General features: G+C 71.0%; 12 protein-coding genes. 4 read left to right on the top strand and 8 right to left on the bottom strand.

Annotated features, from left to right (window positions below; translation table 11 throughout):
* Window positions 1-43: 43 nt before the first annotated feature.
* Complete coding sequence (locus CRP55_RS08960; RefSeq protein ID WP_097319193.1) at window positions 44-1534, bottom strand: long-chain-fatty-acid--CoA ligase; 1491 nt, start codon at window positions 1532-1534, stop codon at window positions 44-46.
* An 80-nt stretch (window positions 1535-1614) separates the two neighbouring features.
* Here CRP55_RS08960 and CRP55_RS08955 point away from each other — a divergent pair, with 80 nt between their 5' ends.
* The gene (locus CRP55_RS08955; RefSeq protein WP_179855091.1) at window positions 1615-2364 is read left to right on the top strand and encodes a GNAT family N-acetyltransferase; all 750 of its coding nucleotides are present in this window, start codon (window positions 1615-1617) and stop codon (window positions 2362-2364) included.
* 46 nt (window positions 2365-2410) lie between these two features.
* Here CRP55_RS08955 and ilvC read toward each other — a convergent pair whose 3' ends face one another.
* Window positions 2411-3424: a ketol-acid reductoisomerase gene (gene ilvC, locus CRP55_RS08950; RefSeq protein ID WP_097319191.1), complete on the bottom strand. Its 1014-nt coding sequence runs from the start codon at window positions 3422-3424 to the stop codon at window positions 2411-2413.
* Window positions 3425-3437: 13 nt separating this feature from the next.
* Window positions 3438-4190: a GNAT family N-acetyltransferase gene (locus CRP55_RS08945; protein WP_179855090.1), complete on the bottom strand. Its 753-nt coding sequence runs from the start codon at window positions 4188-4190 to the stop codon at window positions 3438-3440.
* A 94-nt stretch (window positions 4191-4284) separates the two neighbouring features.
* On the opposite strand from CRP55_RS08945, the gene CRP55_RS08940 reads away from it, so the two are divergent.
* Complete coding sequence (locus tag CRP55_RS08940) at window positions 4285-5214, top strand: RNA polymerase sigma factor (RefSeq protein WP_097319189.1); 930 nt, start codon at window positions 4285-4287, stop codon at window positions 5212-5214.
* Here CRP55_RS08940 and CRP55_RS08935 read toward each other — a convergent pair.
* Window positions 5171-5767, bottom strand: a complete 597-nt coding sequence (locus CRP55_RS08935) for a helix-turn-helix transcriptional regulator (protein ID WP_179855089.1) — start codon at window positions 5765-5767, stop codon at window positions 5171-5173. The genes CRP55_RS08940 and CRP55_RS08935 overlap by 44 nt on opposite strands.
* A 26-nt stretch (window positions 5768-5793) precedes the next feature.
* Window positions 5794-6258, bottom strand: coding sequence for a LuxR C-terminal-related transcriptional regulator (locus CRP55_RS08930; protein WP_097319187.1), 465 nt, complete (start codon window positions 6256-6258; stop codon window positions 5794-5796).
* Window positions 6259-6379: 121 nt separating this feature from the next.
* Here CRP55_RS08930 and CRP55_RS08925 point away from each other — a divergent pair, with 121 nt between their 5' ends.
* Window positions 6380-6811, top strand: coding sequence for a cupin domain-containing protein (locus tag CRP55_RS08925; protein ID WP_245922881.1), 432 nt, complete (start codon window positions 6380-6382; stop codon window positions 6809-6811).
* Window positions 6812-6820: 9 nt separating this feature from the next.
* On the opposite strand, the gene CRP55_RS08920 is transcribed toward CRP55_RS08925, so the two are convergent.
* Together CRP55_RS08920 and CRP55_RS08915 are read right to left on the bottom strand one after the other, a co-directional pair.
* Window positions 6821-9688 carry an AfsR/SARP family transcriptional regulator gene (locus CRP55_RS08920; RefSeq protein ID WP_245922880.1) on the bottom strand — a complete coding sequence of 956 codons (2868 nt, stop codon included), beginning with the start codon at window positions 9686-9688 and terminating at the stop codon, window positions 6821-6823.
* Window positions 9689-9852: 164 nt separating this feature from the next.
* Window positions 9853-10398 carry a PadR family transcriptional regulator gene (locus tag CRP55_RS08915; RefSeq protein ID WP_097319186.1) on the bottom strand — a complete coding sequence of 182 codons (546 nt, stop codon included), beginning with the start codon at window positions 10396-10398 and terminating at the stop codon, window positions 9853-9855.
* 90 nt (window positions 10399-10488) lie between these two features.
* Between CRP55_RS08915 and CRP55_RS08910 the strand changes: the two genes are divergently transcribed.
* Window positions 10489-11826: a carotenoid oxygenase family protein gene (locus tag CRP55_RS08910; protein ID WP_097319185.1), complete on the top strand. Its 1338-nt coding sequence runs from the start codon at window positions 10489-10491 to the stop codon at window positions 11824-11826.
* A gap of 6 nt (window positions 11827-11832) precedes the next feature.
* Here CRP55_RS08910 and CRP55_RS08905 read toward each other — a convergent pair whose 3' ends face one another.
* Complete coding sequence (locus CRP55_RS08905) at window positions 11833-12549, bottom strand: hypothetical protein (protein ID WP_143234486.1); 717 nt, start codon at window positions 12547-12549, stop codon at window positions 11833-11835.
* Between the last annotated feature and the right edge of the window lie 28 nt (window positions 12550-12577).

The raw sequence follows: 12577 nt of genomic DNA, 5'->3' as shown, positions 1-12577 counted from the left end.
GCTCCCGCTCTCATCTGTCATGTGACGACATCCGGAGTGACGCCTACCGCAGCGCCCGCTTCAACGGCTTCCCGGTGGCGGTCAGGGGGATCTCGGCGGTGAACTCGATGACGCGCGGGTATTTGTAGGCGGCCATCCGCTCCCGGCCCCACGCCACCAGCTCTTCCTCGGTGACCGTGGCTCCCGGCCGGCGGACGACGACGGCCTTGATCTCCTCGCCGAGACCCGCATCGGGTACGCCGATGACCGCGGCCATCGAGACCTGCGGGTGCTGCGCGAGAACCTCTTCGATCTCGCGCGGGTACACGTTGTAGCCGCCCCGGATGATCATGTCTTTCAGCCGGTCGACCAGGTAGTACCAGCCGTCGGAGTCGCGCCGGCCCAGATCGCCGGTGTGCATCCACCCGCCGCGCAGCGCGAGTGCGGTCTCCTCGGGGCGGTTGTGGTAGCCGAGCATGACGTTGTGCCCGCGGATCACGATCTCGCCGATCCGGTCCGGGCCCTCGACGGTGACGTCGTTCTCGTCGACCAGCTTGACGTCGACACCCCAGATCGGCACGCCGACCGAACCGGGCCGGGGCGGCTCGCCGGGCCGGGTGATCGTGGCCGCGGGCGAGGTCTCCGAGAGGCCGTACGACTCCAGGACGGTCACACCGAACCGCTTCCGGACCTCCTCGATGATCGTCACCGGCAGCGCGGACCCGGCCGACACCGCGACCCGCAGGTTCCGGCCGATCGCGGCGGCGTCGACGCTGTCGTCCAGCGCGTTGAGCAGGGCCCAGTACATGGTCGGCACTCCGGCGAAGAACGTGACGTCACAGGCCACCATGGCGTCGAGCGCGGCCGCGGCGTCGAACCGCGGCATCATCACGAGGGTCGAGGCGCTGGCGAAGCCCGCGTTCAGGTTGACCGTGGTGCCGAACGAGTGGAACAACGGCAGGACCACCAGATGGACGTCACGACGGGGCGAATTGCCCAGCAGCATGTCGGCCGCCGCCACGTTGAACAGCAGGTTCGCATGCGAGAGCACCGCGCCCTTGGGCCGGCCGGAGGTACCGCTGGTGTAGAGGATCATCGCGGGGTCCGTCTCGCGCCGCAGCACCGTCTCGAAGACCGGCGACCGGCCGACGAAGGTCTCCACCCCGTCGTGGCCGATGGCGAAGAAATGCTCGCAGCCGTCGGTCATCTCGAAGGCCGCGAAGCCCTCCGTTCCCTCGAAACAGAGGAACGCCTTGGCACCGGAGTCGGCCAGCTGGTACGCGATCTCCTGCCGCTTCAGCAGCACGTTCACCGGCACCACGACGGCGCCGGCCTTCAATGCCCCGAAGTAGACGATCGGATACCAGGCCAGGTTGGGGCAGGACAGGGCCACCCGGTCACCGGGTTCGACGCCATGACCGGCCAGCAGACCGGCGACCCGGTTGGCCTCGGCCTCGACCTCGGCGTAGGTCCACGTGCGCCCGGCGGAGACGACCGCCACGTGGTCCGGGTGGTTCCGGGCGCTGTCCTGAAGCACCATCGACAGATTGAGCATGGCCGGAACGCTAGGCCGGGGCTCTGGAGAAAAAGTTGACCATGTCGAACTTCGCGGCCGCCGGAACACTCCGGAAAGACATGACCGAACACGATCTGGAACCACAACTCGCCGCCAACCGCCGCTACTGGACCGGCTGGGCCGGGCCGGACGGCGCCGGCGATCCCGGCGGCGACCTGCCGATCTACCGCACCGACATCGCGTATCCGCTGCTCAACGGCGTTCTGCGGGTGCGCAACCAGCCGCTCGACCAGGCCTTCGACACGGCCAAGCAGCGACTGGCCGGCTCCGCCTGGGCGTGGTGGGTCGGCGCCGACAGCGACGAGGGCACGGCCGAGGGACTGCTGGCCCTGGGCTCCACCCAGATCGCCGATCTGCCGATCATGGCGATCGACATCACACGACTTCCCGGCTTCGAGCCGCCGGCCGGGCTCCAGACGCGCCCGGTGGCCGGCCGGGCCGAGATCACCGAGTACGTGGGCACGTACGCGGGCCCGCTCGGCATCGAGGGCGACCTCGGCCTGGTCGTCGACCGGGAGCTCGACTTCGCCTACAGCGACGTCGTCCGCCTGGCCGCCTTCGTGGACGACCGGATCGTCGGCACGTGCACGCTGTCGCTCGGCACCGAGGTGGCCGCGCTGTACTGCATCGCCACCGATCCGGCCTTCCGCCGCCGCGGGATCGCCACCGAGCTGACCCTGGTCGCCCTGCGCGTCGCCCGCGCCGCGGGCCACCGGATCGCCACCCTCCAGTCGACGCCCGAGGGCGAGCCGGTCTACCGCCGCATCGGCTTCGAGACGGTGAGCCGGTACCGGGTTTTCGCGTTCTGAGAATGAGGGGCCGCCGGGATTCCCCGGCGGCCCCTGTGCGGCCCGGTCAGGCGGTCTCGGTGATGGGCCGGTCGACCCAGCTCATCATGTCGCGCAGCTTGCGGCCGGTGACCTCGATCGGGTGGGCCGCGGCCTGCTCGCGGTACTTGGTCATCAGCGGGCGGCCGTTGTCGTCGTCCTCGATCAGCTGGCGGGTGAACTCGCCGGAGCGGATCTCGGAGAGGATCTTCTTCATCTCCTCCTTGACGCGGGCGTCGATCACCCGCGGGCCGCGGGTGTAGTCACCGAACTCGGCGGTGTCGGAGATGCTGTAGCGCATCCGGGCGATGCCGCCCTCGTACATCAGGTCGACGATCAGCTTGAGCTCGTGCAGGCACTCGAAGTACGCGATCTCCGGGGCGTAGCCGGCCTCGGTCAGCACCTCGAAACCGGTCTGCACGAGCGCGCTGACACCACCGGCCAGCACGGCCTGCTCGCCGAACAGGTCGGTCTCGGTCTCCTCGGTGAAGGTCGTCTCGATGACGCCGGCCCGGGTGCCGCCGATGCCCTTCGCGTACGACAGGGCCAGCGCCAGACCCGTGCCGTCCGGGTCCTGCTCGACGGCGACCAGGCACGGCACGCCCTTGCCGTCGACGTACTGGCGGCGTACGAGATGACCCGGCCCCTTCGGCGCGACCATGGCCACCGTCACATCGGCCGGCGGCTTGATCAGCTCGAACCGGATGTTGAGGCCGTGACCGAAGAAGAGCGCCTTGCCCGCGCTCAGGTGCGGCTCGATCGACTCGGTGTAGATCGTGCGCTGCGCGGTGTCCGGCGCCAGCACCATGATGACGTCGGCCCAGGCGGACGCCTCCGCAGGCGTACGGACATCGAGCCCCTGCTCCTCGGCCTTGACCCGGCTCTTGGAGGCCTCGGGCAGCCCGACGACGACCTCGACGCCGGAGTCACGCAACGACAGCGCGTGGGCGTGGCCCTGGCTGCCGTAGCCGATCACAGCGACCCGGCGGCCCTGGATGATCGACAGGTCGGCGTCGTCGTCGTAGTAAACGTTCGCGGTCACGGTGGTGCCCCTTCTATAAAGCGGTGAACTCGGTCCACGTCTCGATGACGCGGAAGCCCATGGATTCGTACAGCGGCCGGGCGGCCGTCGAGGGGTGCAGATACGCCTCGGCGGCGCCGGTGGCGAAGCCGTCAGCCAGGATCCGGGCCGTCATCGCGCGGCCCAGGCCCCGGCCGCGGACGGAGGGATCGACGGCGACGTTGAAGACCCCGATCACGTCGGGGCCGCACACGCCGAGGCCGGTGGCGACCGGGCGGCCGTCGATCTCGGCCAGATAGCCGGTCCAGCCCGGTTGGTCGAGCACTCCCCCACCCATCAGCGACCCGAAGGTGCCGGCGGGCGCCTGGAAGCCGGCGGTCAGCGCCTCGGTGTAGGCGTCGCTGCGGTCGGAGCCGACCGGCCGTATCGGGAAAACGTCCGCGGTGAGCACCGCGGTGGCGGCGGAACACGTCATCAGCGGCATCTTGGCCCGGGCGGTCAGTCCGTAGGTGGCCGCGAGACCGGCCGCGGCTTGGGCCGCACCCGCCCGCACGATGATCGACCACGGCACGCCGAGCACGCTCACCGCGCGGGCCATCTCGTCGAGCGCCTCCAGGTCGGGCTCTTGATCGACGCTGTACGCCGCGTTGAGGGAAGCCACGGCCGCGCGCGTCACGACCGCGCCGGTGCCGTTCCGCTCGGCGCGCCATCCCTTCGGGGTGGCCTGGGCCAAGTGCTGCACGGCGCCGGCCCAGGCCCAGGCGAGCCGGTCGGGCAAGAAGTTCATGGGAATCTCCACACGATCCGGACGCGGGTCCCGGCGGTGAAGTTCGATCGGCGCGTAAAGAATTTTTTCACCGCCGCTCTCTAGCTTTGCCGCCATGCTGTTGACCGAGCATCAGACCGCCTCGCTCGTCCAGGCGGCCCAACAGGGCGACCGGGCCGGCCTCGAGGCGTTGTTCGAGGCGCACTACTCCGGCATGGAGGCGGTCGCCACGCAGATCCTCGGGCCCGGCCCGGACGCGCAGGACGCCTGCCAGGACGCCGCGATCACCGCGCTGGCCCGGATCGGGGACCTGCGCGACCCGGCCGCCGTCCGGGCCTGGCTGCACATGATCGTGCGGAACAACTGCCGGACGCGTCTGCGCGCCCGCCGGCCGGTGACCCTGGAGAAGGCACACGCCATGGCCGATCCCGACACTCCCGACGCCGCCCTCGACCGCGACGCCGAGCGCGACTGGGTGCGGCACGCGGTGCGCCGGCTCTCCCCGGCCGTCCGTGAGGTCGCCGTCCTGCGCTACTTCACCGAGCGCAACTCCTACGAGCAGATCGCCGACCTGTGCGGCATTCCGGTCGGCACCGTCCGCAGCCGGCTGAGCGAGGCCCGGCGGCAGCTCGCGCTCGTCCTTCCGCAGGTGCGCGACGAGCGGCACGAGGACTCGGCCGCGGCCACCGCCGAGCGCCGCGAGGAGGCCGAGGCCGTCCTGGCCGCGGCGGCCGGCGGCACACCGCCGGACCCGGTACGCCGGCGATGGGCGGCGCACGCCGTCGTGTCGTGGCCGGACGGCGACCTCACGATCGGGCTCGGATCGCTCGTGAGCCGTCTGGCCCGCGACCACGCCGGCGGGACACGCCACCGCCTGGCCGGCGTGGTGGCCGGGCCGGGCCTCACGGTCTGGGAGACCACGGTCACCGGCCCGGACCGCCTACCGGCGACCGGGACCTGGATGCTGCGCGAGCACGAAGGGGAGGTTCAGCACGTACGGCTCATCTGGGCGACAGATAACCCAGCTCGATCCCGCGCGCGGTGAGATCCCGCTTGCTGTCGGCGTTCAACTTGCGCCGTACCCGCCCGATGTAACCGACGGCGGTCATCGTGGCCACGCCCATCCGCTGCCCGATCATCGGGTTGCTCAGGCCGTCGGCGACCAGCCGCAGAGTCTCGATCTCCCGGTCCGACAGCCGGACACCGGTGTCCGGCGTCGCCTCGAACAACGCACCGACCAGGCGCGGGCAGATGTAGACATGGTCCAGCGCGGCCGCCTCGACGGCGATGCCGAGCTCGTCGCGGCTGCAGTCGGGCAGGACCATCGCCCGTACGCCCGCGGCGACCGCGTCCGCCGGCAGTGGAGGCTCACCCGGCCGGCACACGAGGACCACCCGGGTCCGCCAGGGCAGCATCGACCAGAACGAGGCGTCGACCGACCGGCCGTGCAGCCGCGAGATGTCGACGATCGCCAGCGGCGGGCCGGCCGGTGGCGGGTGCAGCTGGGCGACCGAGGAGAGCAGGACGCTCACGGTCATGCCCGGCACCCCGGACGCCACCGCGACCAACCCGGCCCGGACCTCCTCGGACGCGGACACGACGGCCACACTCAGGGCGCCGGCCGTCATCGGGACGCCAGGTAGCCGAGCTCGATGCCGCGCTCGGTCAGCTCGGCCTTGGTGGCGGCGTTCAGCTTGCTTCTCATCTGCCGCAGGTAGGACGCGACCGTGTGCGTCCTCAGGCGCATGCGCGAACCGATCTGCTCGTTCGTCAGGCCCTCACTCACCCAGCGCAGCACCTCGACCTCGCGATCGGCGAGCTCCTGGCGGCGCCGCTGCGACACCGACGTGAGGGTGCCGAGCAGTTCGCTGGCGATGTAAAGGCCGCCGTGCCGCACCGCCTCGACGGCGAGCACCACGTCGTCGGGCTCGGCGTCCAGCGTCAGGAAACCGCGCGCGCCGGCCCGCACGGCCGGTTCCAGGGCGGGTGGGCCGTCCGGGTCACAGAGGAGTACGGCCCGTGAATCGGGCGGCAGATCCGGAATCGCATTCGCCGGCCAATTCATCACCACGACAGCGACGCATGACATGACGACCGACCGTAGTCACCACTTATTGACGATTACTGAATCGGCCGGCGTAAAGAAGGAGTCAATTGTCTGGTCAGCGCCGCTGCTTAATGTCGGTCTCCTCCGTACGAAAGGAAAAGTCTTGAAGAAGCAGATGCTGCTCGGCGCCGGCCTGGCCGCCGTCGCCTCGCTCGCCGTCGCCGCCCCCGCGCAGGCCACGCCGGCCGGTCCCGGCGTCGTCGGCACGATCATCTCGCAGCACACGGTCGGCAAGACCGACTACATCCTGCGGGAGATCACCATTCCGGCCGGCCAGGCCACCGGCTGGCACTACCACAAGGGCGAGCTCTACGGCTGGGTCAAGCAGGGCACGCTCAGCCACTTCGACGCCACCTGCGCCTCGGACGGCGTCTACAAGCGCGGCAGCTTCATCCAGGAGCCCAGCGGCGACGACAACGTCCACATCGGCGTCAACCGCGGCAAGACCCCGGTGATCCTGGAGGTCCTGTACGTCCTTCCGACCGGATCCCCGCTGTCGGTCGACGCCGCCAATCCGGGCTGCGACTTCCAGTAGCCCCGCATCTCATGTCAGCCGGGCTGCGAGCTTCTCCAGCCCGGCCTGCATGTGCCGCGGGCCGCCGCCCTGGAACCGTTCGAGCACCTCACGCGCCCGCCGGCACGCCTCGCGGGCCCCGTCCCGGTCGCCCATGGCCAGCAGCAGCTCGGACAGCCGGCGGAACGCCTCGAAGTGGTACGGCCCCTGCCCGACCGAGCGGGCCGCCTCGACCGCCCGCCGCAGCTCGTCCACCGCGTCACCGGTGCGGCCCAGCTTCACCAGGTTGTCGGCGACGGCGACCCGGATCATCGCCTCGACGTGCCGCCGGCCCCCGCTCAGGTTGAGATCGAGCGCCTCCCGCAGCACGGTGGCCGCTTCGCCGTACCGGCCGAGCCTGGTCAACGCCTTTCCCATGTAGCCCAGGCTGAGCGCCTCCGATTTGTCGTTGCCGGCCGCGCGGCACAGCTTCACGGCGGTCTCGGCCGACTCCAGCGCGCGCTGCTCGTCGCCGAGCGCCGCGTGCACCGAATAGAAGTTGATGTAAGTGAGGGCCTGTTCCAGCAGCATCCCGTGGCTCACGTAGACCTCCAGGGCGGCCGACAACAGGGCCAGGGCCTCCTCGTTGGCGTCGAAGAACCAGCGCGCCCCGGCCAGGCTGCGCAACACGTGCGCCTCACCGATCACGTCGTCCTGCTCGCGCGCGGCCCGCAGCGCGAACCGCATGACGTCCTCCCAGTCCTGGAAGTAGCCGAACCATTCGAAGTACTGCTGCATGGTGAGGGCCAGCTGCCACGGGACGATGCCGTAGCCGAGATCGGCCGCCACCCGGACCGCCTCCTCGAGCACGGTCCGGTTGCGAGCGAACCAGTCGATGCCCTCGTCGTACGAGCCGGGCTGTTCCGGTCGCACGCCCGGCGCCGCCGGCTCGGGCGCGATCGGCGGCCGGTTCGGCTCCAGCACGACCTGCGCGTTGAAGCTGCTGTGCAGGTAGTACTGGAGCAGCCGGGTCACCGCGGCCCGCTGCTCGGCGACCGGGTCGGTCGCTGTGAAGAGCTCTTCCGCGTACGCCCGGACGAGCACGTGGGAGGTGAAACAGCCGCCCTCGTCCTCGGCGACCAGCGCGGCCTCGCTCAGCTCGTCCAGCTCGGCCCGTGTCCGCTGAGGGTCGTGCCCGGAGAGACTGACGCAGGCCTCGAGGGTGATACCCGGGGTCAGCCCGACCGACAGCAGCCTAAACAGCCGGGCCGCACCCGGGCTGAGCTGGCGGTAGGACCAGGAGAAGGCCGTACGCGGATCGGTGACGCCGCGGCCCTCGGGGAAGGCTTCGAGCCGGCGCACGCCGTCGCGCAGCTCGGCCGCCACCGTCGTCAAGGACAACGTCGGCCGGACGCACAACCGTGCGGCCAGGATGGCCAGGGCCAGCGGCAGCCGGCCGCAGAGCTCGATGATCTCGTCGAGGACGGCGGCGTCGGCTTCCGGGCGGCTTCGCAGGGTGGAGAGCCGGGTGGCCAAGATCTCCCGAGCGTCCGGCAGCTCCGGAACGTAGGCCCGATAGAGGCGGGCGCCGTCGGAGGCGGCCAGACCGACCAGCGGCCGCCGGCTGGTGATCAGCACCAGGCTGTCGACCGAGTTGGGCAGCAACGGGCGCACCTGGGCGGCGTCGCGCACGTCGTCCAGCATGACCAGGATCCGCTTCCCGGCGGTCAGGCTGCGGTAGGCGCCGACCAGCGCGTCGAAGGTGTCCGGGACGTCGGCGGCGCGCAGGCCCAGGGCGTACAGCAGAGATCGCAGCGCCTCGGTGGCCGGCACGCCGCCGTCCTCGCCCTCGTTGCCGCGCAGATCGAGGTAGAGCTGCCCGTCGCTGAAGTCGCCGGCGACCCGGTGGGCGAAGTGCGTGACGATCGTCGACTTGCCGACGCCGCCCATCCCGTCCACCGCGACCACCATCGGGCTCGTCCGGCGGCTGTCGCGCATCTCGAGGACGAGGCCGTGCAGCACACCGAGCTCGTACGTGCGCCCCACGAACATCGGCTGGTCCGGCGGCAGCTGGGCCGGCCACATCGGCGGGGTCCGGCTCGGCGCGGGCGCCGGCGCCGGCGGCGCGCTCTGTTCGGCCGGCGGCGCGACGGCCTGGGTCAGCACCCGCTGCTGAGCCTCCTGCAGCTCGCGCCCGGGATCGATGCCGAGCTCGTCGGCCAGGCGCTCCCGGATGCTGCGGTACGCGTCCAGTGCCTCGGCCTGGTGACCACCGGCGGCCAGCGTCGTCACCAGGGCCGCGTGCACCGGCTCGTGCATGCGGCCCATCCTCGCGGCCAGCCGCAGCGCGGGCAGGACCCGCGACGGGCGGCCGACGGTGAGGGCGATGCCGGCCGCGGCCACGGCCGCGTCGAAGAACTCCCCGTCGATCCCGGCGAAGGTGGCCGTGGCGGCGGCACTGTCACCGAGGGTGTCACCGGCCGGTCCCTGGCCGAGCTGGAGCGCCTGCACGTAACGGTCGAGCGCCTCCTCCGGCTGGTCACGCCCGGCGAGCTCCCGGGCCAGGGCCACCGATTGACGGAAGGCGACGAGGTCGAGCGTCTCCGGGCCGGCCGAGAAGCGGTAGCCGGTGTCGTGCCGCGCCAGGAACGAGCCCGGCGACCGCGGCGTCAGGTCGGGTTCCATGAGGCGGCGCAGCGCACCGACGTACTTGTGAATGACGTTGATCGCGCTCGCCGGCGGGACCGGCCCCCACATCAGGTCGATCAGATCGGTCATGCTGACCGGCCGGCCCTCCTGGGCGATCAGCAGCGCCAGGAGGCACCGCTGCTGCCGGGGGCCGGCGTCGAGTTCGTGGCCGCCCCGCCAGATCCGCAGGGGGCCCATGATCTGCAGGCGCAACGCGTTGGGCTCGATCAACCGACGTCCCTTCCGGCAATGAGAACGACCCCGACCGTGGCCGGGGCCGGTGGATGACTTCTGGACTCGGTCTGAATCCAGCTTCTATACCTGGGCCAACGCGGCCGCCGCGGCTTCCTTCAGCCGTTCGCGCCATTGCGGGCGCGGGGAGAGTCGGGTATCGGTCAGAGCTCGTGCGGGGGTTCCGCGGCGACCTCTCTCCAGAAGCCGATCATCATGCGCTGGAGCCGCAGGCCGACCTCGAGCGTGGCCCGCTGCGGCGAGCCGGGGCGCAGCCGGCCCGAGGCGACCAGTTCGTCGTACTCCGCGAGCCGGCCCTCGTGGGCCTCGATCTGCTCCTGGGCCAGCCGGGTCATCGAGGTCGCGGCGCCGGCGTCGCCGGGGTCCTGGAAGAAGAGCCGGAGCAGCCCCTCGTCGTGGATCTCCATGACGGCGCCGGTCGGGGTGGCGAGCCACCGGTGCAGCTCGTCGTGCCCCTCGGCGGTGAGCGACAGGGTGCGGCGGCGGCGCCCGTCGTTCTCCTGCCGCTCGGCGATCAGCCCGCGGCGCACCAGCCGGTCGGCCTCGGCGTACAGCTGGGAGCGGGGGAAGACCCAGAAGTAGCCGATGCTCTGCCGGATGCGCTGGTCGAGCTCGTACGGCGTGGCGCCGTCGTGCCGGCGCAGCAGGCCGAGGACGACGTAGGCGCTGATCGGGAGGGGGGTCGGCACGTCATCTCCTGGTTCGGACGGTCGGAACCTCAATATTACAGATTGGAACATCTGAACTGTACCTTCAAATCTGACGTTTGGAGGAACGCGATGGAGAACAGGTATCTGGAAGCGGGCAACTACGCCCCGGTCAGCGAAGAGGTGAGCGCCACCGACCTGCCCGTCACGGGTGAGCTGCCGCGCGAGCTGAACGGCCGCTACCTGCGCATCGGGCCCAACCCGCGCGGGGGCGTCGACCCGGCCACCCACCACTGGTTCCGCGGCGCCGGCATGGTGCACGGCATCCGCCTGCGCGACGGCCGGGCCGAGTGGTACCGCAGCCGCTTCGTCGAGAGCGACCAAGGCGCGCCCAACACCAACATCGTGAGCCACGCGGGACGCCTGCTCACCCTGATCGAGGCGGGCAAGCCGCCGGTGGAGATCAGCCCCGACCTGGCCCGGATGGCGGTCTGGGACGCCGAGGGCGCGCTCAGCCGGGGCTTCACCGCGCATCCAAAGGTCGACCCGGTCACCGGCGAGATGCACGCCATGACCTACAACCCGCGCTTCGGCGAGGTCCGCTACGTGGTGCTCGGCGCCGACGGCCGGGCGAAGCACACCGCCGACATCGAGGTGCCGGACGGGCCGATGGTGCACGACATGGCCCTCACCGAGTCACGGGTGGTGATCCTCGACCTGCCCGTCACCTTCGCCGCCGCCAAACGCCGGATGAGGGCCGGCCTGCTCGTCTCCGACCTGCCGTTCACGTGGGACGACCAGCACACCCCGCGCCTGGGTGTGATGCCGGCCGGCGGCACGGCCGGGCAGGTGCGCTGGATCGAGGCGCCGGCCGGCTTCGTCTTCCACGTCCTGAACGCCTTCGACAACGCCGACGGCTCCCTGACCATGGACGTGGTGCGCTACGGCCAGGTCTTCACCCACGACGTCCGCGGCCCGAGTGACACTCCCCCGGAGCTGGCCCGCTGGACCGTGGACCCGGCCCGCGGGACGGTCAAGGAAGAGCTGATCAGCGACTACCGGGTCGAGTTCCCGCGCGTCGACCCGGCCCTGACCGGCCGGCGGCACCGCTACGGATGGTTCGCCGGTTTCAGCGCACACGGCCTCAAGATCACCGACGACGTCGACCGTGACCCGGCCGGCGGCTTCGGCACCGGCCCGCTGATCAAAGTCGACACCGAAACCGGCACGACCACGCTGCACGAGTACGGCGAGGGCCGGGTCACCATGGAGCCCGCCTTCGTACCCCGTCCGGCCGCCACGAGCGAGGACGACGGCTGGATCCTCTCGGTCGTGCACGACGCCACGGTCAACCGGGCCGAGCTCGTCGTGCTGGACGCGGCCGACCTCACGGCCGCCCCGGTCGCCCGGGTCCACCTTCCCACCCGGGTTCCCTTCGGCTTCCACGGCAACTGGATCGCCGACCTGTAGAGCCGGTCAGTGTTCGACGCCGGCTCGGGCTATCAGGCCGACGGCGGTGTCGATGGTGATGGCCCGGGAGAGCGTGAAGGCCAGGCCGGCCGCTTCCGCCTTGTCGCGTTCGGCGCCTTTCTTCTCGGACGCCGTACGCCCGGGAACCGGAAGGATGTCGCTGTGATGCTGCATCGCGGTCACCGCGGCGAAGGCCGTCCAGGATCCCCAGGAAAGGTCGTCCATGCGGGCCATCACCCTTATGACGGCATCGACGCGGGATTCCCTTTGCAGCATCCGCGAGGCCGAGGTCCCGTACGGGGAAAGGACCTCCTCCGCCGCCGTGGCGTAGACGTCTCGCAGCCTGCGCAGTCGCTCCGGAACGTCCGGGAGGCTTCCCGTCGGCGGGCAGGACAACAGCGGTGTCTCCGGCAGCGCGGCGTCATGGCGGCGACGCAGCTCCTGGCTGATCGGAAACATCACCCCGACGGCGAAGGACGCCGAATACAGCTGGGGTTCTTCAATCCCGGGCTCCCGGCCGCGGACCATGTCCCTGACCTGCATTGCCAGCAGGTTCTCGACGACGAACAGCCAGGTGGCTCCGGTGGTCCGTTCCACTCCGGGCAGCAGCGAGCAGACGGTGTCCGTGACGTCCCGGCGTACGGTTCGGGCCAGCATCCGGGCCGACAACGGCGGCATACCGAACTGTTCCAGGTCGTCCGCGTCCTGATCGTGCGGCAGCATCCACTTCACCCATCGGGCCAAGCCACGT

The organism is Paractinoplanes atraurantiacus (assembly GCF_900215205.1).
Classification (GTDB): domain Bacteria; phylum Actinomycetota; class Actinomycetes; order Mycobacteriales; family Micromonosporaceae; genus Actinoplanes; species Actinoplanes atraurantiacus.
The sequence above is the reverse complement of the archived record's forward strand: the minus strand, read 5'-3'. Positions and strand labels throughout refer to the sequence as shown.